This window comes from Pseudomonas sp. FW507-12TSA (assembly GCF_058781435.1).
Genome location: NZ_JBYSWT010000005.1, coordinates 143118 through 167273 on the forward strand (window position 1 = coordinate 143118; position 24156 = coordinate 167273).

Consider the following 24156-nt stretch of genomic DNA (forward strand, 5'->3'; position numbering starts at 1 on the left):
TCATTGCACCGTTTCGGCCGCGGCCGCCTGGTTGTCCGGCGCCGCTTCCACGGCGGGCTGGGCATCGGGCTTGATCCACCAGGTGTAGATGCCGATGTCGTATTTGGGCGCGACCTGCGGGTGGCCGATGTGGTCCCAGTAGGCCACGCGCCAGGTCTTGATGTGCCAGTTGGGGATCACGTAGTAGCCCCATTGCAGGACCCGGTCCAGGGCCTTGGCATGGGCCACCAGGCTGGCTCGGGAGTCGGCGTTGATCAGGCTCTCCACCAGCCGGTCGATGGCCGGATCCTTGAGGCCGATGTAGTTGCGGCTGCCGGGCTTGTCGGCGCTGCTGGACATCCAGAATTCACGCTGCTCGTTACCCGGGGAGTTGGACTGCGGGAAGCTGCCGACGATCATGTCGAAGTCCCGCGAGCGGACCCGGGTGATGTACTGGGACACGTCCACCCGGCGGATCACCAGGTCGATGCCCAGGTCGGCGAGGTTGCGCTTGAACGGCAGCAGCACGCGCTCGAACTCGGTCTGGGCCAGCAGGAACTCGAGCACCACCGGCTTGCCCTGGGCGTCCACCATCTTGTCGTCGACGATATGCCAGCCGGCCTCCTGCAGCAGTTGGTAGGCCTGGCGCTGTTGGGCGCGGATCATGCCGCTGCCGTCGCACAGGGCCGGGGCGAAGGCCTGGGTGAACACCTGCTCGGGAATCTGCCCGCGTAGCGGCTCGAGGATCGCCAGCTCGTCCGGGCCCGGCAGGCCGGTGGCGGCCATCTCCGAGTTCTCGAAGTAGCTGCGGGTACGGGTATAGGCGCCGTTGAACAGCTGCTTGTTGCTCCATTCGAAGTCCAGCAGCAGGCTCAGGGCATGGCGCACCCGCACGTCCTGGAACAGCGGGCGCCGGGTGTTGAAGACGAAGCCCTGCATGCCGGTAGGATTGCCGTTGGGGATCTGCTCCTTGATCAACCGTCCCTGGGCCACGGCCGGGACGTTGTAGGCGTTGGCCCAGTTCTTCGCGCTTATTTCCAGCCAGTAGTCGAACTGGCCGGCCTTGAGGGCTTCCAGGGCCACGGTGTTGTCGCGGTAGTAGTCGCTGGTGATGGTGTCGAAGTTGTAGAAGCCGCGATTGACCGGCAGGTCGCGGGCCCAGTAGTCCTTGACCCGCTCATAGCGGATCGAGCGCCCGGCCTTGACCTCGGTCACCCGGTAGGGGCCGCTGCCCAGGGGTACTTCGAGGTTGCTCTTGGCGAAGTCGCGGTGCTCCCACCAGTGCTTGGGCAGGATCGTCAGCTGGCCGAGGATCAGCGGCAGCTCGCGGTTGTTGCTGTGCTTGAACTTGAACAGGACCCGCAACGGGTCTTCGGCGATCACCTGCTCGACATCGGCGTAGTAGCCGCGATACAGCGGCGAGCCGGCGTTGGTCAGGGTCTGGAAGCTGAACACCACATCCTCGGCGCGCAGCGGGTGGCCATCGTTGAAGCGTGCCTCGGGCCGCAGGTAGAAACGTACCCAGCTGTTGTCCGGCGCTTTCTCGATTCGCCCGGCCACCAGGCCGTACTCGGTGAAGGGTTCGTCCAGGCTCTGGGCCATCAGGGTGTCGTACACCAGGCCGATATTGCTCTCCGGCACGCCCTTGCTGATGAACGGGTTGAGGCTGTCGAAGCTGCCGAAGCCGGCCATGCGGAAGGTCCCGCCCTTGGGGGCGTCGGGCTTGACGAAGTCGAAGTGCTGGAAGCCCGCCGGGTATTTCGGCGCTTCGCCGTAGAGGGTCACGGCATGTTGTGGCGTGGCCTGGGCGCAGCAGGCGATGACGCCGAGCAACAAGCCGCTAGTGCGCAGGAGCAGGGCACGCAGGGGCATCATTGGGTGGTCTCCAAGGACTTCAGCCACCAGGCGCCGAGACCCAGGGTATAGGGCGGCGTGGTGACGAAGGCGAACCGGTTACGGTAGGCCAGGCGGTGATAGTTGAGGTACCAGTTGGGAATCATGTAGTGCTGCCACAGTAGCACCCGGTCCAGGGCACGGCCGGCGGCCAGTTGCTCGTCGCGGCTCTGGGCCGCCAGGAGCTGCTCCAGCAGGTGATCGACGATGGGGTTGTCGATGCCCGCATAGTTCTTGCTGCCCTTGACCGCTACCTGGCTTGAGTGGAAGTACTGCCATTGCTCCAGGCCCGGGCTCAGGGTCTGGTTGAGGGTCATGAGGATCATGTCGTAGTCGAACTGGTCCAGGCGCTGCTTGTATTGCGCGCGGTCGACGGTGCGCAGGCGCGCGTCGATACCGATGCTGGCCAGGTTCTCCACGTAGGGCTGGAGGATGCGCTCCAGATTGGGGTTGACCAGCATCAGCTCGAACCGCAGCGGTTGTCCGGCGCTGTTCTGCAGGCGCTGGCCGTTGAGCTTCCAGCCAGCCTCGCCCAGCAGCCCCAGGGCTCGGCGCAGGGTGTGGCGCGGGATGCCGCGGCCGTCGGTGCTCGGCAAGCTGAAGGGCTGGGTGAAGAGGCTGGCTGGCAACTGCTCGCGATAGGGCGAAAGCAGCAGCCATTCGCGGCCCTGGGGCACGCCCGTGGCGCAGAACGCGCTGTTGGGGTAGTAGCTCAGGGCGCGCTGGTAGGCGCCGCTGAACAGCGTGCGGTTGGTCCACTGGAAGTCGAACATCATGCCCAGGGCCTCACGTACCCGCACATCGGCGAAAGTCGCGCGCCGGGTGTTCATGAACAGGCCCTGGGTCTGGGTGGGGATCTGGTGCGCCACCTGGGCCTTGATCACCTCGCCACGGCGCACCGCCGGGAAGTCGTAGCCGCTGGCCCAGTTCTTGGCCTGGTGCTCGATGTAGATATCGAATTCATCGGCCTTGAAGGCCTCGAACGCCACGTCGCTGTCGCGGTAGAACTCCACCTCGACCCGGTCGAAGTTGGCGAACCCGCGGTTGACCGGCAAGTCCTTGCCCCAATAGTCCTTGACCCTCTCGAACACCAACTGGCGGCCCGGCTGCACCTGGGTAATGCGATAGGGGCCGCTGCCCAGGGGTGGGGTGAAGGTGGTGGCCTTGAAGTCGCGGTCCTTCCAGTAATGCTGGGGCAATACCGGCATTTCCCCCAGGCGCAGGATCAGCAGCGGGTTGCCGGCGCGCTTGAACACGAAGCGAATGCGCTGCGGGCCGAGGATGTCGACCCGCTGCACTTCCTGCAGATTGGTGCGGTACTGCGGATGGCCTTCCTTGAGCAGCAGGCGGTAGGAGAACGCCACGTCCCGGGCGGTGATCGGCATGCCGTCGTGGAAGCGGGCCTCGGGACGCAGGTTGAACACCACCCAGCTGCGATCCTCGCTGTACTCCACCGAACGGGCGATCAGGCCGTAGCTGGAAGTGGGTTCGTCGCCGGAGGGCGCATAGAGGCCAGTGCCCACCATCAGCGGCTCGTTGAGCTCGTTGACCCCGTACTGCAGGAAGTTCGGCGTGGCCACCGGGCTGGTGCCCTTGAAGGTGTAGGGGTTGAGGGTGTCGAAGGTGCCGAAGGCCATGACCCGCAAGGTGCCGCCCTTGGGCGCGGCGGGGTTGACCCAGTCGAAGTGGGTGAAGCGGGCCGGGTACTTGAGCGTGCCGAACTGCGCATAGCCATGACTCTCGATGAGTGTCGCGCTTGCGGGAAAGCTCAAGGCCAGGCTGATGAGGAGCGGGAGCAGGAGACGCATCGAGTCAGAGATCCGATCCAGGCGGCTTGGGCTATGTGTCCAGTACAGTAACAGCTTGTATCGGCAGGAAAAAGCTCGTTCTGGCGGCGCGCGCGGATGGCGGCAGGAGGGGCTGGGGCGGGGGCGGGTCGGTATTGCCGGATGCCCTGGGAAGCTCAGGCGCAGGGCTTGCCGGTGGTGACACCGGCAGGCCCCGTCGGCACTCAGTGCGGCAGGTAGACGGTGAGCGTCTGGCCCGGCTTGAGGGCCTGGCCGGCCCGTGGATTCCAGCGCTTGAGGTGCTGCATCTCGACGTTGAAACGCTTGGCCACCATGTACAGCGAATCGCCTTGCTTGACCTTGTACTGGGTCGACTTGCGTTTCTGGGTAGCGGCCACGGTGGTCTTCTTGCCGACGGCCTGGCGCGCGTCCTGCAGGACCAGGGTCTGGCCGACCTTGAGGTTCTTGCCGCTGAGCTTGTTCCAGCGCTGCAGGTCCTGGACCCCGATCTTGTTGGCCTTGGCGATCAGCGCCAGGTTGTCGCCGCGCTTGACCTTGTAGACCCGCTTGCGCAGCGAGTCGCGGCCTTCGTCGCTGGCGAACGCAGCCTTGAGCGAGCGCTTGCTGATCAGTTCCTCAGGTTTCATGGTCGACAGGCTGGTGGTCAGCAACTGCGCCTTGGAGGTGGGTACCAGCAAGTGCTGCGGACCGTCGATGGTGGTGCGCTGCTTGAACGCCGGGTTGAGCTGGAACAGCTCGTCCTCGTCGATGTTGGCCACCGCCGCGACCTTGGACAGGTCCATGCGCTGGTTGATCTCCACCACCTGGAAGTAGGGTTCGTTGGCGATGGGGTTGAGGTTGATGCCGTAGGCTTCGGGGGCCAGCACCACCTGGGACAGGGCCAGCAGCTTGGGCACGTAGGCCTGGGTTTCCGATGGCAGCGGCAGGTTCCAGTAGTCGGTGGGCAGGCCGAGCTTCTCGTTGCGCTCGATGGCCCGGCTGACGGTGCCTTCGCCGGCGTTGTAGGCCGCCAGGGCCAGCAGCCAGTCGCCGTTGAACATGTCATGCAGGCGGGTCAGGTAGTCCATGGCCGCGGTGGTCGAGGCGGTGATGTCGCGGCGGCCATCGTAGAAACGGGTCTGGCGCAGGTTGAAGGAGCGACCGGTGGCCGGGACGAATTGCCACAGACCCACGGCATCGGCCCGGGAATAGGCCAGCGGGTTGTAGGCGCTTTCGATCACTGGCAGCAGGGCCAGCTCCAGCGGCATGTTGCGCTCTTCAAGACGCTCGACGATGTAGTGGATATAAAGGCTGCCGCGCTCGCTGGCGTTCTGCAGGAAGGACGGATTGCTGGCGAACCACAGGCGCTGTTGCTCGATGCGCGGGTTGACGCCCAGATTCTCTTGCAACTGGAAGCCCTGGCGCATGCGTTCCCAGACGTCCTGGGGGACTTGCGGGCTGGGCTGGGTGCCCAGCCAGATGGGTTTCTGCTTGATGCGGGCGTTGAGATTCGGAGTGTGTGTGGCTCCAGTCTGCGGGACGTGACCGGTGCTTTGGCAGCCCGCAAGAGTCGCTGACACAGCTACCGCGATGGCCTGGGCCAAGCGCGTCAATGCGTCTGAACTGATGGCGTAACGAATAAATGACGACATTGGCTGGAAGTTAGTTCCGGGCAAAAATGTCGGGCGATTCTAGAAAGCACCCGAAGAGCGGTCAACCATTCAGAATTTCTATGCCAATGCCGGGGTTCTTAGAATTTATCTTTCCAGGCCCGCAAAGCCGCAAAAACCGCACTCTGCGACGGGGTATCCCGGCCGTTCCGTTCGTCCGCTTTTTGTTTAACGGATGTTTCACCGGTACGCAGGAAAGGGTTGGTCGACTTCTCCAGGGCCAGGGTCGATGGCAGGGTCATGAGGCCTTGCTCGCGCTGGCGCGCGACTTTTTCCAGGCGCTGGGCGATCTCTGGGTTGGTCGGCTCCACGGCCTGGGCGAAGCGCAGGTTGCCCAAGGTGTATTCGTGGGTGCAGTAGACCAGGGTGTCGTCCGGCAGCGCCGCGAGGCGGCCCAGGGACTGGTGCATCTGTTCGGCGGTGCCCTCGAACAGGCGACCGCAACCGGCGGCGAACAGCGTGTCGCCACAGAACAGCAGGCCCCGGTGGTAGTAGGCGATATGCCCCAGGGTATGGCCGGGTACCGCCAGGACCAGGAAGTCCCAGCCGAGGATGTTGAGCTGGTCTTCATCGTCCAGGGCCACGTCGCGGGCGGGGATCTTCTCCCGGGCCGGGCCGTAGACCGTGGCGCCGCTATGCTGTTTCAAGCGCTCGACGCCGCCGACGTGGTCGTGGTGGTGGTGGGTCACCAGGATGTCGCTCAGGCGCCAGTCCGGGTGTTGTTCCAGCCAGGCCAGTACCGGTGCCGCATCTCCCGGGTCGACGACGGCGCAGCGTTGGCTGCGATGATCTTGTAACAACCAGATGTAGTTGTCGGTGAAGGCGGGCAGGGCACTGATCTGTATCATCTTCGGATTCGCCAAGGGGAAAACAATGGCGCATCTTAGAACTTCCTGGCGTGTTGGAGAATGCAATGACCGATAAAGCCTTCGCTCAGGCAGATCCCGACTGGCTGGCCCTGATCAGCACGGCCCGGGACTGGCTGTCCGGGCCGCTGGGGCAATTGCTGCTGGATGAAGAGCGGCGCATGCTCGAAGAAGAACTGGGGCGGTTCTTCGGCGGTTACCTGGTGCACTACGGCCCTTCGGCGCAGACCCCGCCGGCGGCGCCCCAGGTCCAGCGCAACGTTCGCCTGGGAGCTCCGTTGCCGGGGGTGGAGATCGTCTGCGAGGAGCAGGCCTGGCCCCTGAGCGAACATGCTGCCGATGTAGTGGTGCTGCAGCATGGCCTGGATTTTTCGCTGTCGCCCCATGGCCTGCTGCGCGAGGCGGCCAGCAGCGTGCGTCCGGGTGGCCACCTGCTGATCGTCGGGATCAATCCCTGGAGTACCTGGGGCCTGCGCCGGGTGTTCGCCCACGACGGCTTGCGCCAGGCCCGTTGCATCGCGCCCTCGCGCGTCGGCGACTGGCTCAACCTGCTGGGCTTCGCGCTGGAGAAACGGCGCTTCGGGTGCTATCGTCCGCCGCTTGCTTCGCCGGCATGGCAGGCGCGGCTGGCCGGTTGGGAGCGCCGGGCCGGCAAATGGCAGCTATCGGGTGGTGGTTTCTACCTGCTGGTGGCGCGCAAGATCGCCGTGGGCCTGCGCCCGGTACGCCAGGTCCGGCGCGAGCCGGTGGGCAAGCTGGTGCCACTGCCCATGGCCAAGGTCAACCGGCGCAATAGCGAGCCCTGAACAACTGCTGCAACTCTCTCTTTATATAGATCGGCCGGGCTTGCCCGGTCTTGGCCCTGTCGGCTGTGGCTGGCGGGGCAATGGCAATTTCTGATGGAAGGCGTGGATGAGCGATAGCGTAGAAATCTTTACCGACGGTGCCTGCAAGGGCAATCCCGGCCCGGGTGGCTGGGGCGCGCTGCTGGTGTGCAAGGGCGTCGAGAAGGAGCTCTGGGGTGGCGAGGCCAATACCACCAACAACCGCATGGAGCTGCTGGCGGCGATTCGCGGCCTGCAGGAACTCAAGCGTCAGTGCGACGTACAGCTGATCACCGACTCGCAGTACGTGATGAAGGGCATCACCGAGTGGATGGTCAACTGGAAGAAGCGGGGCTGGAAGACCGCTGCCAAGGAGCCGGTGAAGAACGCCGACCTGTGGCAACAGCTGGACGAGCAGGTCAACCGGCATCAGGTCACCTGGAAATGGGTACGCGGCCATACCGGGCACCATGGCAACGAGCGTGCCGACCAACTGGCCAACCGCGGCGTGGACGAGGTCCGTGGCAACAAGGCCTGATGGCTGTCGTCCTGCCGTTCGCTGCATTCATGTGCGCTGGGCCGGCCTTGCCGCGCCTGTGCGCCGTCCCCGGGCGGGGCGTGCTAAAATCCCGCCCTTTGCCAGATTGAGAACTGACCACTGATGGCCAACAGATCTATTGTCCTCGATACCGAAACCACCGGTATGCCGGTGACCGACGGCCACCGGATCATTGAAATCGGTGGCGTCGAGTTGATTGGCCGACGCCTGACCGGGCGTCACTTCCACGTCTACCTGCAACCTGATCGCGAGAGCGACGAGGGCGCCATCGGCGTCCACGGCATCACCAACGAATTCCTGGTGGGCAAGCCGCGTTTCGCCGAAGTGGCCGATGAGTTCTTCGAATTCATCAAGGGCGCGCAGCTGATCATCCACAACGCGGCGTTCGACGTTGGCTTCATCAACAACGAATTCGCCTTGCTGGGCCAGCATGAGCGGGCCGACATCACCCAACATTGCAGCATCCTCGATACCTTGCTGATGGCCCGCGAGCGGCACCCGGGCCAGCGCAACAGCCTCGACGCCTTGTGCAAGCGCTATGGCGTCGACAACTCCGGCCGTGAGCTGCACGGCGCCTTGCTCGACTCGGAGATCCTCGCCGACGTCTATCTGACCATGACCGGCGGCCAGACCAGCTTGTCCCTGGCCGGCAATGGCGCCGATGGTGGTACGGGCGAGGGCGGCGCCCGGGCTTCGGCGATCCGCCGCCTGGCAGCTGACCGTCCGCGTGGACGGATCATCATGGCCAGTGAGGCCGAGCTGGCCGAGCACCAGGCCCGCCTGGAAGCCATCGCCAAATCCGCTGGTGGCCCGGCGCTCTGGACCCAACTGCTCGAAACCCAGCATTGATCCTGTAGGCGTTGTCGCAGCCTCTTGGGCGCGGCAGCGGCTCCAGCCGGTTGTTGTTCCAGTGCGACGTTTTGTTACAAGGTGTCCCCACCCGGGGTGACACGCCAGCCGTGCAGCTTCTACCCTGAGTCCATTGGCGGGGCCAACCCGTCGCCTCAGGACTTCCCGCCCCATGTATAAAGACCTGCAGTTTCCGATCCTGATCGTGCACCGTGATATCAAGGCCGATACGGTCGCGGGGGATCGGGTGCGGGGCATCGCCCGGGAGCTGGAAAAGGATGGCTTCAGCATCTTTTCCGCGGTGGACTATGCCGAGGGCCGGTTGGTGGCCTCCACCCATCACGGCCTGGCCTGCATGTTGATCGCCGCCGAGGGGGCGGGGGAGAACACCCACCTGCTGCAGAACATGGTGGAGTTGATTCGCCTGGCCCGGGTCCGGGCGCCGCTGCTGCCGATCTTCGCCCTGGGCGAGCAGGTGACCCTGGAAAACGCTCCCGCCGATGCCATGAGCGAACTCAACCAGCTGCGCGGCATCCTCTACCTGTTCGAGGACACCGTGCCGTTCCTGGCCCGGCAAGTGGCCCGTGCTGCACGGGGTTACCTGGATGGCCTGTTGCCGCCCTTCTTCAAGGCCCTGGTGCAACACACCGCCGACTCCAACTATTCCTGGCACACCCCGGGCCACGGTGGTGGCGTGGCCTATCGCAAGAGTGCGGTGGGGCAGGCGTTCCACCAGTTCTTCGGTGAGAACACCCTGCGTTCGGACCTCTCGGTATCGGTGCCGGAGCTGGGCTCGCTGCTCGACCATACCGGGCCCCTGGCGGAAGCCGAGGCCCGTGCGGCGCGCAATTTCGGCGCCGACCACACCTTCTTCGTGATCAATGGCACCTCCACGGCCAACAAGATCGTCTGGCATTCCATGGTCGGTCGCGATGACCTTGTGCTGGTGGACCGCAACTGCCACAAGTCGGTGCTGCACTCGATCATCATGACCGGGGCGATCCCGCTGTACCTGTGCCCGGAACGCAACGAACTGGGGATCATCGGCCCGATCCCGCTGAGCGAGTTCAGCGTCGAGTCGATCCGGGCCAAGATCGACGCCAGTGCGCTGACCCGCGGCCGGGCACCCAAGGTCAAGCTGGCGGTGATCACCAACTCGACCTACGACGGCCTGTGCTACAACGCCGAGTTGATCAAGCAGAGCCTGGGCAACAGCGTCGAGGTGCTGCACTTCGACGAGGCCTGGTACGCCTATGCGGCGTTCCACGAATTTTTCGCCGGTCGCTACGGCATGGGCACCTCGCGTTCGGCCGACAGTCCACTGGTGTTCACCACCCACTCGACCCACAAGCTGCTGGCCGCCTTCAGCCAGGCGTCGATGATCCATGTGCAGGACGGCGGGGCCCGGCAACTGGATCGTGATCGTTTCAACGAAGCCTTCATGATGCACATCTCCACGTCGCCGCAGTACAGCATCATGGCTTCGCTGGACGTGGCCTCGGCGATGATGGAGGGGCCGGCCGGCCGCTCGTTGCTGCAAGAAATGTTTGACGAGGCCCTGAGCTTCCGCCGCGCCCTGGCCAACCTGCGGCAGAACATCGCCGCCGATGACTGGTGGTTCTCGGTCTGGCAACCGGAGCGGGTCGAGGGCATCGACCAGGTACGCACCGTCGACTGGCTGTTGGAGCCCGAGGGCGAGTGGCACGGCTTTGCCGGTGTCACCGACGACTACGTGCTGCTCGACCCGATCAAGGTGACCCTGGTCATGCCCGGCCTGACCGCGGGTGGCGCCTTGAGCGAGCGCGGGATTCCGGCGGCGGTGGTCAGCAAGTTCCTCTGGGAGCGTGGGCTGGTGGTGGAGAAGACCGGCCTGTATTCGTTCCTGGTGCTGTTCTCCATGGGTATCACCAAGGGCAAGTGGAGCACCTTGCTCACCGAGTTGCTGGAGTTCAAGCGCAGCTACGACGCCAATGCCAGCCTGGCCGGCTGCCTGCCCAGCGTCGCCAGCCAGGACCCGCAGCGCTACCAGGGCATGGGCCTGCAAGACTTGTGCGACCAGTTGCATGCCTGCTATCGCAGCAACGCCACCGCCAAGCATTTGCGGCGCATGTACACGGTGCTGCCGGAGGTGGCGATGAAACCCGCCGATGCCTATGACCACCTGGTGCGCGGCGATGTCGAGGCGGTGTCCATCGATCAGTTGCAGGACCGCATCGCCGCAGTGATGTTGGTGCCTTATCCGCCGGGCATCCCATTGATCATGCCCGGCGAACGTTTTACCGAGTCCACCCGTTCGATCATCGACTACCTGGCGTTCGCCCGGGATTTCGACAGTCGCTTCCCCGGGTTCGTCGCCGATGTGCACGGCCTGCAACATGAGGACCTGGGCAATGGCCGGCAGTACACCGTCGATTGCGTCCGGGAGTGAGGAGAGCAGTACCCATGCAGCCAGCATCCTGCCCGCATCCGGGGCTCGCGGTCCGTGTCGCCGATGCCGGGTTCGCGGCCTATGTCAACGACAGCGATTTCAGTTTTCAGGTCGAGGCCTACGCCGAGGCCGAACGCGACGTGGCAGTGGCCAGTTGGCCATTGCGCCAGGTGGTGCCTTATCGCAAGTGCTACGGCATCGACCCGGAGGAGTTCAGCAGCTACCGCGATGCTCCGGGCAGCGAGGTGTTCATGGCTTACCTGGATGGGCATCCGGTGGGGCATGTGGTGGTCAGCACCAACTGGAACGGTTATGGCCATATCGATGAACTGGCGGTGCATGCCCCGGCGCGGCGCCATGGGGTGGCCAGGGCCCTGCTGGAGGTGGCGCAGTTCTGGAGCCGCAAGAAGGGCCTGCCGGGGGTAATGCTGGAAACCCAGAACAACAACCTTGGCGCCTGCCGGTTGTACGAGCGTTGCGGCTACGTGGTGGGCGGCGTGGATCATTTGCGTTATCGCGGCATCGATCCGCAGACCGCTGAAACGGCGATCTTCTGGTACCTGCTGTTCGCCGAAGAGCCAGCCTAGCCTGCCAGCAACGCCGTGGCCTGTTCGGCCAGCAATTCCAGCAGGGCATTGAGCAGGGGCGAGCTGTCGCTGCCCTGGCGGCGCAAGGCGTAGAGGGTGACGCCCATGGGCGGCGACAAGGGGCTGATGTCGAGCCCCGAGCCCCGGGCCCCGGCGGCGGTGAACGGGTCGACGATGGCCAGGCCTTCGCCGGCTTCCACCAGGCTGCGCATCATCTGGTAGGTCTGGACCCGGGTCTGGATCACCGGGCTGGGCCGCAGGTTCTGCAACTTGCCGGCCAGGACCGCGCTCAGCGGGTCGTGCCCCTCCAGGCCAACCATGGCCTGGCCGGCCAGGTCCTGCAGGGACACGTATTTCTGCTTGGCCTGCAACCAGCCATGGGGCGCCAGCAGGAACAGCTTGCCCTGGGCCAGGGCCTGGCTGTGGATGTCCGGATGTTCGGGGTCATGCAGGCTCAGGCCCAGGTCGCAATCGCGCAACAGCAGGCTGTCGATGATCTCGCGGGTGCTCTGGCACAGGAGTCTGCATGGCGTATCCGCGAAGCGCCGGCGCAGGGCGGCGATGCATTGGGGCAACAGCTGCTGGACCAAGGGGGCGGTGCCGACGATGCGCAAAGGCGGCGCCTGGTGGAACCTCAGGCTGTCGGCCAGGCGTTGCACGGGTTGGAAGGCGTCATAGACCCGGGTGATTGCGCCCTGCAGCTCCCGCGCTTCGCGGGTGGCCTGCAGGCGTCCGCGTACACTGGCGAACAACATGAAGCCCAGCTGGCTTTCCGCATCGCGCAGCAGGGCCTCGACTTCGGCCACCGATAATTCCAGCAATTGGGCGGCACTGCCCAGGTGGGCGGTTTGCAGGAGCGCCTGAATCACTTCGATATGACGTAAACGCATGCTTGAAATCCATATCCAGCCGGTTAGGGATGCAAGCGTCGAATCCTACTCCAAGTCCGCGCCCGGAATCTGTAGCGGTTGTCGCAGGGGCAGGCGGGGGCGAACGCCCGGCGCGGGAGGAGGGGGCGCAGGTCAGGAAGTCACGGGAGAGTCGGGTTCGCGTACCAGGGTCACGTCCAGTTGCACCAGCAGGAAGTTGTTGTCGTCGAGCTTGCGCACCCGATCGCCGATGGCCAGGCGGTAGGTGGTCACGGGTTCCGCGCTGGCCTCGCCATCTTGTGCTGGCATGGATTCCTGGAATTCATGGACGGAATACACCCGCCCCTCGGCATCTCTTGCATGGAATTGTCCGACAAGTACTTCTGCCATCTTTTTAGAGCCTCTGGAGATAGAACACGCAAATTTCGGTGCTGTAGACCCGGGGGACCGGGCGGAAGTTTTACCCAGGGGAAAAAATATTAAAGAGCGCCTGGCGTCGGGGTAGCAGAGTACGCCTTGGCTCATCTATAACTAGCACTTCCCCCCAAGCCAACGGTTGGAAACTCCAATGAGCAATGTCTACAAGGTTGCAGTACTGGTCGGCAGTTTGAGAAAGCAGTCCCTGAACCGCAAGGTTGCCTTGACCCTGGCTGAGCTGGCCCCGGCCAATCTCCAGCTGAACATTGTCGAGATCGGCGACTTGCCGTTCTACAACGAGGATATCGAGGCGACTCCCCCGGCCAGCTACGTTGCGTTTCGCCAACGGATCGTCGAGGCCGATGCGGTGCTGTTCGTGACTCCCGAGTACAACCGTTCAGTGCCGGCGGTGCTGAAGAATGCCATCGACGTCGGCTCGCGCCCCTATGGCAAGAACAACTGGAGCGGCAAGCCGGGGGCGGTGATCAGTGTGTCCCCGGGGGCCATTGGCGGTTTTGGCGCCAACCATCATTTACGCCAGTCCCTGGTCTTCTTGAATGTGCCGTGCATGCAGCAGCCCGAGGCCTACATGGGCGGCGCCGGTTCCGCATTCGATGAGTCCGGCAAGCTGGCGGAGGCCACCCGGCCATTCCTCCAGGGTTTCATCAACGCCTTCGGCCAGTGGGTCGAGCAACAGAAGCGCACCTGAGTTCCCCCCAATGCGGCGGTCCCGGTTTTGGAAAAGGCCGGGCCGTCCCCCCTCAAGCCCCGCCCTTGGGGCTTGCCCGCGAGCCACGGATGCCTGCCAAGACATGCTGATTGCCGTAGCGATCTTCCTGCTGACCATCATCCTGGTGATCTGGCAGCCCCGAGGGCTGGGCGTGGGCTGGAGTGCAATGGGCGGCGCGCTGCTGGCGTTGCTCTGCGGGACGGTGCAGCTCGCCGATATCCCGGTGGTATGGCAGATCATCTGGAATGCCACCGGCACTTTCGTCGCCTTGATCATCATCAGCCTGTTGCTGGACGAGGCTGGTTTCTTCGCCTGGGCCGCGTTGCACGTGGCGCGGTGGGGGCAGGGCAAGGGCCGCCGGCTGTTCGCCTGGATGGTGCTGCTCGGGGCGCTGGTCTCGGCGCTGTTCGCCAACGATGGCGCGGCGCTGATCCTGACGCCCATCGTCATCTCCATGCTCCTGGCCTTGCACTTTTCCAGGGCGGCCACCCTGGCCTTCGTCATGGGGGCCGGGTTCATCGCCGATACCGCGAGCCTGCCGCTGGTGGTGTCGAACCTGGTGAACATCGTTTCTGCCGACTTCTTCGGTATCGGTTTCAACCGCTACGCCGCAGTGATGCTGCCGGTGAACCTGGTAAGCGTCGTCGCCACCCTGGCGGTGTTGCTGAGGTTCTTTGGCCGGGACATTCCCCAGGCCTATGACCCACGGCAACTGGCCGACCCGGCGAGCGCCATTCACGATCGCGGCACCTTTTTCGCCGGCTGGTGGGTGCTGTTGATCCTGCTGCTGGGCTGCTTCGCCCTGGAACCCCTGGGCATTCCCATCAGCGCCATTTCGGCGGGCTGCGCTTGCCTGTTGTTGATGGTGGCTGCCCGGGGCCAGAGGATTTCCACGCGCAAGGTACTCAAGGAGGCCCCGTGGCAGATCGTGCTGTTCTCCCTGGGCATGTACCTGGTGGTGTACGGCTTGCGTAACGCCGGGCTCACCACGCACCTGGCCGGCTGGCTGGACGCTTTCGCCGCCGGCGGGGTCTGGGGCGCGGCGCTGGGCACCGGGCTGCTGGCGGCGGGCTTGTCGTCGGTGATGAACAATCTGCCGGCAGTGCTGGTCGGCGCCTTGTCCATCGATGCCAGCCAGGCCACGGGCGTGGTCAGGGAGGCGATGATCTACGCCAACGTGATCGGCAGCGACCTGGGGCCCAAGATCACTCCCATAGGCAGCCTGGCGACCTTGCTCTGGCTGCATGTGCTGGACCGCAAGGGCATTCATGTCAGCTGGGGTTACTACCTGCGGGTCGGGATAGTGCTGACCCTGCCGGTGCTGCTGGTGACCCTGGCGGCGCTGGCCCTGCGCCTGTTGCTCTGAGTCCGGCTAGGGCTGGGATGCCGCGGGCAGGTTGGGCCACGGGTCGGCCACCAGGAACAGGCGCTCGGCCTCGACCCAGTCGCCTTCGGCGCTCTCTTGCAGGCGCACCAGCAGTTGTGCCGGGGCCATGGGGTCGAGCTCGGCCAACCATTGCTGCAACTGGGCGGCGCTCCAGGTGTGTTCGCCGGGGTAGCGCGCCGGAGCCAGCCAGGCATGCCGGGGCAGGGGCTGCCAGCGCCCCGGCGGGCTGCTGTCGATGAACGCCGGCCAGTCGCGCTGATGCAGCCAGCGCCCGCGCAGGTGCTGCGGATGGGCGCCCAGGGGCGGGTCGGCATGGCCCGGCCAGGGATACAGCAGGTAGCCGCCGAGCCACAGGTGGGCGCTGGGTTGGCCGACCTTCAGCGCCGCCAGGGTGGCGTGGCTTTCTTCCCGGGCCGAAAGCGGCAGCTGGTGCGCGGCCAGGTGGGCCAGCTTGCGGTCCAGGCGGTCGTGGCAGCCCGGGCCCAGCCATTGCGCGCTATCGCCGCCGGGCCCTTGCTGTGGACCGAGGTAGAGCTTGATCGCCAGTTCCAGGTGGTGCACCCCGTCGCGGTCGCGCAGGAGCATGTCCAGCTCGCCCAGGGTATGGCCGTCGCGACGGATCGGCAGGTTGGCCGCCAATAGCTCCACTCCCGGGGCGTGCTGCACGGCGAACTGCCAGAGCCGCTCGTAGTACAGGCCCAGGCGCCGGGTCGGGCTGCGGCTGAGCCACTGGCGCAGTGCGCTGCTGTCCTGGTCCTGCACTTGCAGCCAGTGGGCCAGCCGTTGCGGCTCCAGGGTCCAGTCGCTGCCGGCCAGGGGGTGGCGTTGGGGCCAGGGTGTGGCGCTGAGCATTGGCGGGGCGAGGATCACCCAGGCGAGATCGCGCACTTCGGGCTGGCGTAGCTGGCGGGGGAGGTTGAGCAAATCGGCGAACGGGAGCATGTTGCGAGCATAGACGCAAACCGCGGCGGCTCGCGATAAATACCTGCCGCCCGGGCGCCGGGCGAGCCTGTATGGCTGAAAGGATTTTGTCTGGCGCCGGGTTTCGCCCATAATCCTCCGTTTCGCCCGAACCCCCGCAGGAGCCCCATGGAGCAATTTCGCAATATCGGCATTATCGGTCGCCTGGGCAGCTCCCAGGTGCTGGACACAGTGCGCCGACTGAAAAAGTTTCTGCTCGAACGCCACCTGCACGTGATCCTCGAGGACACCATCGCTGAAGTGCTGCCAGGCCACGGCCTGCAGACCTCTTCGCGCAAGCTGCTGGGCGAGGTCTGCGACATGGTCATCGTGGTCGGTGGCGACGGCAGCCTGCTGGGCGCCGCCCGGGCCCTGGCGCGGCACAATATCCCGGTGCTGGGGATCAACCGCGGCAGCCTGGGCTTTCTCACCGATATCCGTCCCGACGAGCTGGAGATCAAGGTCGCCGAGGTGCTGGATGGCCACTACCTGGTGGAGAACCGTTTCCTGCTGCAGGCCGAGGTGCGCCGGCATGCCGAGGCCATTGGCCAGGGCGATGCCTTGAACGACGTGGTGCTGCACCCGGGCAAGTCGACCCGGATGATCGAGTTCGAGATCTACATCGACGGCCAGTTCGTCTGCAGCCAGAAGGCCGACGGCCTGATCGTCGCCACTCCCACCGGCTCCACGGCCTACGCACTGTCTGCCGGCGGCCCGATCATGCATCCCAAGCTCGATGCCATTGTGATCGTGCCGATGTACCCCCATACCTTGTCCGGACGGCCGATCGTGGTCGATGGCAACAGTGAGCTGAAAATCGTCGTGTCCAAAGATATGCAGATCTATCCGCAGGTTTCCTGCGACGGGCAGAACCACTTCACCTGTGCTCCGGGCGACACCATCACGGTGAGCAAGAAGGCCCAGAAGCTGCGCCTGATCCATCCGCTGGACCACAACTACTACGAGGTCTGCCGGACCAAGCTCGGCTGGGGCAGCCGCCTGGGTGGTGGAGGCGACTGATGCTCGATCCCGCGCGTAGCTACGACCTGGTCGGTGACGTGCACGGTTGTGCCCTGACCCTCGAACACCTGCTGGACCGGCTCGGTTACCACAAGCAGGGCGGCGTCTGGCGGCACCCGTCACGCATGGCCGTGTTCCTTGGCGACATCATCGATCGCGGCCCGCGGATTCGCGAGGCCTTGCACATCGTCCACGACATGGTCGAGGCCGGCCAGGCGCTGTGCATCATGGGCAACCACGAGTTCAATGCCCTGGGCTGGAGCACCCCGGCGGCCGAGGGCAGCGGCAAGCAGTTCGTGCGTGAGCACACCCCGCGCCATGCCCGGCTGATCCACGAGACCCTGGCCCAGTTCGAACAGCATCCCGGCGACTGGCACGACTTCCTTGAGTGGTTCTACCGGATGCCGTTGTTCGTCGACGCCGGACGCTTCCGGGTGGTACACGCCTGCTGGGATTCGCCGCTGATCGCCCAGCTACGCCAGCGCTACCCGGACGGCTGCATCGATCGCGACTTCCTGCAGGCCTCGGCGCTGCCTGACAGCTTCGCCAGCAATGCCTTCGACCGCCTGTTGCGGGGCACCGACATGCGCCTGCCCCATGGCTTGACCATGACCAGCGGCGACGGCCTGACCCGTTCGTTCTTCCGTACCAAGTTCTGGGAGGACGATCCGCAGACCTATGGCGATATCGTCTTCCAGCCCGATGCCTTGCCCGAGCCGGTGGCTCGCACGCCGTTGTCCCGGGACGAGAAGAACAGCCTGCTGCGCTACGGGATCGAGGAGCCGCTGCTGTTCGTCGGCCACTACTGGCGCAGCGGTACGCCGGCGCCGATCCGGCCCAACCTGGCTTGCCTGGACTACAGCGCGGTGCTCTACGGCAAGCTCGCCGCCTACCGCCTGGACCAGGAAACGCGCCTGGATCCGAACAAGTTCGTCTGGGTCGACGTCGAGCGGCCGGAGGTGTCGCGATGAGCGCGGTAGCTATCTTGCGCCTGCCCCTGACCACCGACCTCAGGGGGTTCATCAAGTTGTTGCAACGCATGCAGGTACCCCACCGGGTCAGCGAAGAAGCGGGGCAGCAGGTGCTGTGGGTTCCGGAATCCATCCGCGAGGACGTGCTGGGCTTGTACCAGCGCTTCCCGGAGGGCGACCCCGAGCAACAACTGGATATTCCACAAGTTGCGACGCCGGTGCGGGTTCCTCTGCTGCGTCACCTGGCCCGCTGTCCCACGACCTCGGTGGTCCTGCTGCTGACCCTGGCGGTTTTTTGCGTCATCTGGATGGGGAGCAATCTGCAGGTCCTGGGCTGGTTCACCTTCGTCGAGTTCCATATGGTCGGCGAAAACATCGAGTTCGGCTCTCTGGCCGACAGCCTGGCGGCAGGGCAATGGTGGCGGCTGGTGACGCCGATGCTGATCCACTTCGGCATCCTGCATATCGCCATGAACGGCATGTGGTACTGGGAGCTGGGGCAGCGTATCGAGCTGCGCCAGGGCGCTATCAACCTGCTGGGCTTGACCTTGTTGTTCAGCCTGGTTTCCAACTGCGCGCAATACTTCTTCAGCGGTCCCAGGCTGTTTGGCGGTCTGTCCGGGGTGCTGTACGGCCTGCTCGGGCATTGCTGGATCTACCAGCGGCTGTCACCCAACCCTTTCTATGATCTGCCCCGGGGCGTGCTGGTGATGATGCTGGTGTGGTTGTTGCTATGCCTTAGCGGTGTGGTGTCGGCGCTCGGCTTCGGCTCTATCGCCAACGCCGCCCATGTCGGCGGGTTGCTCGTCGGTTGCCTCACCGGTTTGTTGGGCGGCTTGTACAGCCGCCGTAAACTGGCCCTCTAATTCCTGGAGTCTTGTATGTCGTCCTTTGTCGAAATGATCGAAAACATCACCCCCGATATCTATCGCAGCCTGAAGCTGGCGGTGGAGATCGGCAAATGGTCCGATGGCCGCAAGCTCACCCCCGAGCAGCGCGAGCTGTCGCTGCAGGCCATGATCGCCTGGGAAATGCACAACCTGCCCGAGGAAGAACGTACCGGCTACATGGGCCCGCAGGAGTGCTCGTCCAAGGCCGAGGCCGTGCCGAACATCCTGTTCAAGTCGGATGCCATCCATTGATCGAGATCGGCCGCGGCTCCATCAGTAAAATGTCGACCCGCCTGGACGGGCCGAACGTGCAATACGCCTTCCGCCTGGGCGACAGCGAAGTGCCGGTCAATCCCTTGATCGGCAGCAAGCTGCGCCTGGAATACCTGGGGGCGATCCACTGCACCCATTGCGGGCGCAAGACCAAGACCAGCTTCAGCCAGGGCTACTGCTATCCGTGCATGACCAAGCTGGCCCAGTGCGATGTCTGCATCATGAGTCCGGAGCGTTGCCACTACGACGCCGGCACTTGCCGCGAGCCGTCCTGGGGCGAGCAGTTCTGCATGACCGACCACGTGGTCTACCTGGCCAACTCCTCGGGGATCAAGGTCGGTATCACCCGGGCCACCCAGTTGCCCACCCGCTGGCTCGACCAGGGCGCCAGCCAGGCGCTGCCGATCATGCGCGTGGCGACTCGCCAGCAGTCCGGTTTCGTCGAGGATCTGTTCCGCACCCAGGTGGCCGACAAGACCAACTGGCGGGCCTTGCTCAAGGGCGACGCCCAGGTCGTGGACCTGGTCCAGGTGCGCGAGCAACTGTTCGCATCCTGCGCCGAGGGTTTGCTGGCCTTGCAGGAGCGTTTCGGTTTGCAGGCGATCCAGCCGGTGCGTGACATCGAGCCCCTGGAAATCCGCTATCCGGTCGAGCAGTACCCGGCCAAGATCGTCAGCTTCAACCTGGACAAGAATCCGATCGCCGAAGGCACCCTGCTGGGGATCAAGGGCCAGTACCTGATCTTCGACACCGGCGTGATCAACATTCGCAAATACACGGCCTACCAGCTGGCCGTGCATCAGTAGAAGGAATTCGCCATGCGCACCGAACAGCCGAAGATGATCTACCTGAAGGACTATCAGGCCCCCGAGTACCTGATCGACGAGACCCACCTGACCTTCGAGTTATTCGAGGATCACAGCCTGGTCCACGCGCAACTGGTGATGCGCCGCAACCCGGCCCGTGGCGCCGGGCTGCCGCCGCTGGTGCTCGATGGCCAGCAACTGGAGCTGTTGTCGGTGAGCCTGGCCGACCAGCCCCTGGGCGCGGGCGACTATCAACTGGACGACAACCACCTGACCCTGCACCCGGCCAGTGCCAGCTTCACCGTGGACACCAGCGTCAGGATCAACCCGCAAACCAATACCGCCCTGGAAGGCCTGTACAAGTCCAGCGGCATGTTCTGCACCCAGTGCGAAGCCGAGGGCTTTCGCAAGATCACCTATTACCTGGACCGCCCGGATGTGATGAGCAAGTTCACCACCACCGTGGTGGCCGAGCAGCACCGCTATCCGGTGCTGCTGTCCAACGGCAACCCGATCGCCAGCGGCCCGGGCGAAGATGGCCGGCACTGGGCGACCTGGGAAGACCCGTTCATGAAGCCGGCCTACCTGTTCGCCCTGGTGGCGGGGGACCTGTGGTGCGTCGAGGACAGCTTCTGCACCATGAGCGGTCGCGACGTAGCGCTGCGCATCTACGTCGAGCCTGAGAACATCGACAAATGCCAGCACGCCATGAACAGCCTGAAGAAGTCCATGCGCTGGGACGAGCAGACCTATGGCCGGGAATATGACCTGGACATCTTCATGATCGTCGCAGTCAACGACTTCAACATGGGCGCCATGGAAAACAAGGGCCTGAATATCTTCAACTCCAGCGCGGTGCTGGCCCGCGCCGAGACCGCCACCGACGCCGCTCACCAGCGGGTCGAGGCCATCGTTGCCCACGAGTACTTCCACAACTGGTCGGGCAACCGGGTGACCTGTCGCGACTGGTTCCAGCTGTCGCTCAAGGAAGGTTTCACGGTGTTCCGCGATGCCGGGTTCTCCTCGGACATGAACTCGCGCACGGTCAAGCGCATCCAGGACGTGGCCTACCTGCGCACCCACCAGTTCGCCGAAGACGCCGGGCCCATGGCCCACGCCGTGCGCCCGGAGAGCTTCATCGAGATCTCCAACTTCTACACCCTGACCGTGTACGAGAAGGGCTCGGAAGTAGTGGGCATGATCCACACGCTGCTGGGCGCCGAGGGCTTTCGCAAGGGCAGCGACCTGTACTTCGAACGCCATGATGGCCAGGCCGTGACCTGCGACGACTTCGTCAAGGCCATGGAAGATGCCAATGGCGTCGACCTGACCCAGTTCAAGCGCTGGTACAGCCAGGCCGGCACTCCGCGCCTCGCGGTCAGCGAGGCCTACGACGCCGCAGCCAAGACCTACAGCCTGACCTTCCGCCAGAGCTGCCCGCAAACGCCGGACAAGGTGGAAAAATTGCCGTTCGTGATCCCGGTGGAACTGGGCCTGCTGGACAGCCAGGGCGCCGCCATCGCCCTGCGCCTGGCCGGTGAGGCCAGCGCCCAGGGCAACTCCCGGGTGATCTCGGTGACCGAGGCCGAGCAGACCTTCACGTTCGTCGACGTCGCCGAGCGTCCCTTGCCGTCGTTGCTGCGCGGTTTCTCGGCGCCGGTCAAGCTGAGCTTCCCCTACGATCGTGACCAGCTGATGTTCCTCATGCAGCATGACAGCGATGGTTTCAACCGTTGGGAGGCCGGCCAGCAACTGGCGGTGCAGGTACTGCAGGAGCTGATCGGCCAGCACCAACAGGGCCAGGCCCTGGTGATGGACCAACGCCTGGTGACGGCCCTGGGCAGCGTGCTGGCCGACGAAAGCCTGGACCCGGCCATGGTCGCCGAGATGCTGTCGTTGCCGGGCGAGGCCTACCTCACCGAAATCAGCGAAGTAGCGGACGTCGAGGCCATCCATGGGGCCCGCGAATTCGCTCGCAAGCAGTTGGCCGAGCAGCTGTTCGCTGCCTTGCTCAAGCGCTACCAGGCCAATCGCGAGCTGTCCCGCGCCACCGCCTATGTGGCCGAGTCCGAGCACTTTGCCCGCCGCGCGCTGCAGAACATCGCCTTGTCCTACCTGATGCTGGTCGGCGAGCCTGAGGTCCTGGCGGCCGCCATCGAGCAATTCGACAGCGCCGACAACATGACCGAGCGCCTGACCGCCCTGGCGGTGCTGGTCAATTCGCCGTTCGAGGCCGAGAAGGCCCAGGCCCTGGCGGTGTTCGCCGAAAACTTCAAGGACAATGCGCTGGTCATGGACCAGTGGTTCAGCGTCCAGGCGGCCAGCCCGTTGCCTGGCGGCCTGGAGCGGGTCAAGGCGTTGATGCAGCACCCGGCGTTCAACATCAAGAACCCGAACAAGGTGCGGGCGCTGATCGGGGCCTTCGCTGGCCAGAACCTGATCAACTTCCACGCCGCCGACGGTTCGGGCTACCGCTTCCTGGCGGACCTGGTGATCCAGCTCAACGGTTTCAATCCGCAGATCGCTTCCCGCCAGCTGGCGCCGCTGACTCGCTGGCGCAAGTACGACAGCGCCCGGCAGGCATTGATGAAGGCCGAGCTGGAGCGCATCCGCGGCTCGGGCGAGCTGTCCAGCGATGTGTTCGAGGTGGTCAGCAAGAGCCTGGCCTGATCTGCCCCTAGGGTCTGTTGCCATTTCGCCGCCACCGCGCCGGAGCCGGTTTTAGCGCGGAGCTAGGCACGAGACGCGAAGTTTGGCATTCCAAATGAGCGGTCGAGTAACGACGCGCCGCGCTAAAACCGGCCCGTCCCTTCGGGTTGCGCGGCAAATGGTGCCATGCGTCGTTGCGGGACTTGGCAAGGGAACGACCATTGCCTGCGTCCCACGCCTAGCCTGGCGCCATTTGTCGCGGCAACGCGGTTTGCGCCGAAACGGCAACAGACCCTAGGCACGGCGACCCTGCCGTGCCTTCGCTCCCCGGTGCTGCCCAGGCAGCGCCGGGCTTTTTGTTTGCGCACTCCCTCTCTTCGGTCCCGGCAAGCTGCCGGCAGGCTGCGCTGAGCGCTGCCTGGGTATGGCCTGGGTATCGATCACTTCGACGAATGCCCGAATATTCAGGCCTGGCCCGAGGGGCTGCGATTAACAAAAGATAACGTGGCGTCGATTGTCAGACGTTTCCAAAGCCCGATAGGATAGCCCGCAGCCAAAGGGGCTCTAGATTGCAGGTTTCAGGACGATCGAGCGGATCGGACGAACACCCGCGAGACCCTGCAGGCGCCCTGAAAGGTTGAACGACCTGACAATAATAATGGGGAGAGGTCTATGAGTGAGCCTGTCATGGGTGTGGTTGCTGGCCGCCCGCCGGCGTTGCGTAGGGTCGCATCGTTGGCTGCAGCGCTCTCGCTGTTGAGTGTCGCGACACTGGCGCTGCCTGTCCGGGCTGCCGCCGATACGGCGGACGCCGCTGTCTATTCCATCGAATCGCCCAAGGCGGCGAAGAACCTGATGCTCGATGTGGTCCACGCTGGCAAGCGCCTGGTGGCGGTGGGCGATCGCGGGCATATCCTCTATTCCGACGACCAGGGCGCGACCTGGAACCAGGCCAAGGTGCCGAGCCGGCAGTTGCTGACCGCGGTGTATTTCGTCGACGAGCAACATGGCTGGGCCGTGGGCCATGATGCGCAGATCCTCGCCAGCCAGGATGGCGGTGCCACCTGGACCCGGCAGTTCCAGGACCTCAAGCGCGAAGCGCCGCTGCTGGACGTATGGTTCAAGGACGCCCAGACCGGTTATGCGGTGGGTGCCTATGGCGCCTTCCTGGAAACCACCGATGGCGGCCAGCACTGGGAAGACGCCAGCGAGCGCCTGGACAACGAAGACCAGTACCACCTCAACGCCATTGCCCAGGTCAAGGGCTCGGGGCTGTTCATCGTCGGTGAGCAGGGCAGCATGTTCCGCTCCGCCGATGACGGACAGACCTGGGAACGCCTCGAGGGTCCTTACGAGGGCTCGCTGTTCGGTGTGATCGGCACCGGCCAGCCGGCGACCCTGCTGGTCTACGGCCTGCGCGGCAACCTCTATCGCTCCACGGATTTCGGTGGCACCTGGGACCAGGTGCGGCTCGAAGCCACGCGCGGCGCCCTGGAGTTCGGCTTGTCTGGCGCCACGCTGCTCGACGACGGCTCGCTGGTGATAGTCGGCCATGGCGGCAGCGTGATCCGCAGTACCGACCAGGGCCAGAGCTTCAGCGTATTCAACCGTCCGGATCGCATTTCCCTGTCATCGGTGAGTGCGGCCGGCAACGGCAACCTGGTCCTGGCCGGGCAGGGCGGCGTTCGCGTCGCGGCGGCAACGGGCGCTGAACTCGGCAATAAATAGGCCGGGCACATAAT

At 64.7% G+C, this 24156-nt stretch carries 21 protein-coding genes; 14 read left to right on the plus strand and 7 right to left on the minus strand.

Annotation, left to right across the window (positions count from 1 at the left end):
* From AC3WK8_RS07005 to gloB, 4 genes are all read right to left on the minus strand, one after another.
* Positions 1-1854, minus strand: a complete 1854-nt coding sequence (locus tag AC3WK8_RS07005; protein WP_103324255.1) for an extracellular solute-binding protein — start codon at positions 1852-1854, stop codon at positions 1-3.
* The gene (locus AC3WK8_RS07010; protein ID WP_103324254.1) at positions 1851-3680 is read right to left on the minus strand and encodes an extracellular solute-binding protein; all 1830 of its coding nucleotides are present in this window, start codon (positions 3678-3680) and stop codon (positions 1851-1853) included. The genes AC3WK8_RS07005 and AC3WK8_RS07010 overlap by 4 nt, the downstream gene beginning before the upstream one ends.
* A gap of 203 nt (positions 3681-3883) precedes the next feature.
* Entirely contained in the window at positions 3884-5311 is a 1428-nt protein-coding gene (locus AC3WK8_RS07015) for a transglycosylase SLT domain-containing protein (RefSeq protein WP_103324253.1), read from the minus strand.
* Between the two features lie 98 nt (positions 5312-5409).
* Positions 5410-6177, minus strand: a complete 768-nt coding sequence (gloB, locus tag AC3WK8_RS07020) for a hydroxyacylglutathione hydrolase (RefSeq protein WP_053131383.1) — start codon at positions 6175-6177, stop codon at positions 5410-5412.
* 65 nt (positions 6178-6242) lie between these two features.
* Between gloB and AC3WK8_RS07025 the strand changes: the two genes are divergently transcribed.
* The 5 genes from AC3WK8_RS07025 to AC3WK8_RS07045 all read left to right on the plus strand — a co-directional run bounded on the left by AC3WK8_RS07025 (position 6243) and on the right by AC3WK8_RS07045 (position 11442).
* Positions 6243-7001: a class I SAM-dependent methyltransferase gene (locus AC3WK8_RS07025; RefSeq protein WP_103324252.1), complete on the plus strand. Its 759-nt coding sequence runs from the start codon at positions 6243-6245 to the stop codon at positions 6999-7001.
* 106 nt (positions 7002-7107) lie between these two features.
* Positions 7108-7557 (plus strand): ribonuclease HI, encoded by a 450-nt coding sequence (rnhA, locus tag AC3WK8_RS07030; protein ID WP_022639041.1) that lies wholly within the window; start codon positions 7108-7110, stop codon positions 7555-7557.
* Positions 7558-7680: 123 nt separating this feature from the next.
* Positions 7681-8427, plus strand: coding sequence for a DNA polymerase III subunit epsilon (gene dnaQ, locus AC3WK8_RS07035; RefSeq protein WP_085597467.1), 747 nt, complete (start codon positions 7681-7683; stop codon positions 8425-8427).
* Positions 8428-8599: 172 nt separating this feature from the next.
* Positions 8600-10855: an Orn/Lys/Arg family decarboxylase gene (locus AC3WK8_RS07040; protein WP_085597468.1), complete on the plus strand. Its 2256-nt coding sequence runs from the start codon at positions 8600-8602 to the stop codon at positions 10853-10855.
* Between the two features lie 14 nt (positions 10856-10869).
* Complete coding sequence (locus tag AC3WK8_RS07045) at positions 10870-11442, plus strand: GNAT family N-acetyltransferase (protein ID WP_103324251.1); 573 nt, start codon at positions 10870-10872, stop codon at positions 11440-11442.
* Here the strand turns inward: AC3WK8_RS07045 and AC3WK8_RS07050 are convergent.
* Both AC3WK8_RS07050 and AC3WK8_RS07055 read right to left on the minus strand, forming a co-directional pair.
* Positions 11439-12332 (minus strand): LysR family transcriptional regulator, encoded by an 894-nt coding sequence (locus tag AC3WK8_RS07050; RefSeq protein WP_103324250.1) that lies wholly within the window; start codon positions 12330-12332, stop codon positions 11439-11441. The genes AC3WK8_RS07045 and AC3WK8_RS07050 overlap by 4 nt on opposite strands.
* Before the next feature lie 132 nt (positions 12333-12464).
* The gene (locus AC3WK8_RS07055) at positions 12465-12701 is read right to left on the minus strand and encodes a hypothetical protein (protein ID WP_085597471.1); all 237 of its coding nucleotides are present in this window, start codon (positions 12699-12701) and stop codon (positions 12465-12467) included.
* A 178-nt stretch (positions 12702-12879) separates the two neighbouring features.
* Between AC3WK8_RS07055 and AC3WK8_RS07060 the strand changes: the two genes are divergently transcribed.
* Together AC3WK8_RS07060 and AC3WK8_RS07065 are read left to right on the plus strand one after the other, a co-directional pair.
* Positions 12880-13437 (plus strand): NADPH-dependent FMN reductase, encoded by a 558-nt coding sequence (locus tag AC3WK8_RS07060; RefSeq protein WP_053130426.1) that lies wholly within the window; start codon positions 12880-12882, stop codon positions 13435-13437.
* A gap of 103 nt (positions 13438-13540) precedes the next feature.
* Positions 13541-14824, plus strand: a complete 1284-nt coding sequence (locus tag AC3WK8_RS07065) for an arsenic transporter (RefSeq protein WP_103324249.1) — start codon at positions 13541-13543, stop codon at positions 14822-14824.
* A 6-nt stretch (positions 14825-14830) separates the two neighbouring features.
* On the opposite strand, the gene AC3WK8_RS07070 is transcribed toward AC3WK8_RS07065, so the two are convergent.
* Positions 14831-15787 carry a DUF1853 family protein gene (locus AC3WK8_RS07070; RefSeq protein WP_103324248.1) on the minus strand — a complete coding sequence of 319 codons (957 nt, stop codon included), beginning with the start codon at positions 15785-15787 and terminating at the stop codon, positions 14831-14833.
* 147 nt (positions 15788-15934) lie between these two features.
* Here AC3WK8_RS07070 and AC3WK8_RS07075 point away from each other — a divergent pair, with 147 nt between their 5' ends.
* From AC3WK8_RS07075 to AC3WK8_RS07105, 7 genes are all read left to right on the plus strand, one after another.
* On the plus strand, positions 15935-16825 hold the full coding sequence (locus AC3WK8_RS07075) for an NAD(+) kinase (protein ID WP_085597474.1): 891 nt from the start codon (positions 15935-15937) through the stop codon (positions 16823-16825).
* On the plus strand, positions 16822-17796 hold the full coding sequence (locus AC3WK8_RS07080; protein ID WP_178087998.1) for a metallophosphoesterase: 975 nt from the start codon (positions 16822-16824) through the stop codon (positions 17794-17796). Before AC3WK8_RS07075 ends, AC3WK8_RS07080 begins: the two co-directional genes overlap by 4 nt.
* The gene (locus tag AC3WK8_RS07085; RefSeq protein WP_103324246.1) at positions 17793-18662 is read left to right on the plus strand and encodes a rhomboid family intramembrane serine protease; all 870 of its coding nucleotides are present in this window, start codon (positions 17793-17795) and stop codon (positions 18660-18662) included. Before AC3WK8_RS07080 ends, AC3WK8_RS07085 begins: the two co-directional genes overlap by 4 nt.
* 15 nt (positions 18663-18677) lie before the next feature.
* Positions 18678-18938: a YeaC family protein gene (locus AC3WK8_RS07090; RefSeq protein WP_085597477.1), complete on the plus strand. Its 261-nt coding sequence runs from the start codon at positions 18678-18680 to the stop codon at positions 18936-18938.
* Entirely contained in the window at positions 18935-19765 is an 831-nt protein-coding gene (locus tag AC3WK8_RS07095; RefSeq protein ID WP_085597478.1) for a DUF2797 domain-containing protein, read from the plus strand. Before AC3WK8_RS07090 ends, AC3WK8_RS07095 begins: the two co-directional genes overlap by 4 nt.
* 12 nt (positions 19766-19777) lie before the next feature.
* The gene (gene pepN / locus AC3WK8_RS07100; RefSeq protein WP_103324245.1) at positions 19778-22435 is read left to right on the plus strand and encodes an aminopeptidase N; all 2658 of its coding nucleotides are present in this window, start codon (positions 19778-19780) and stop codon (positions 22433-22435) included.
* Positions 22436-23086: 651 nt separating this feature from the next.
* Positions 23087-24142, plus strand: coding sequence for a WD40/YVTN/BNR-like repeat-containing protein (locus tag AC3WK8_RS07105; RefSeq protein WP_103324244.1), 1056 nt, complete (start codon positions 23087-23089; stop codon positions 24140-24142).
* Positions 24143-24156 lie beyond the last annotated feature (14 nt).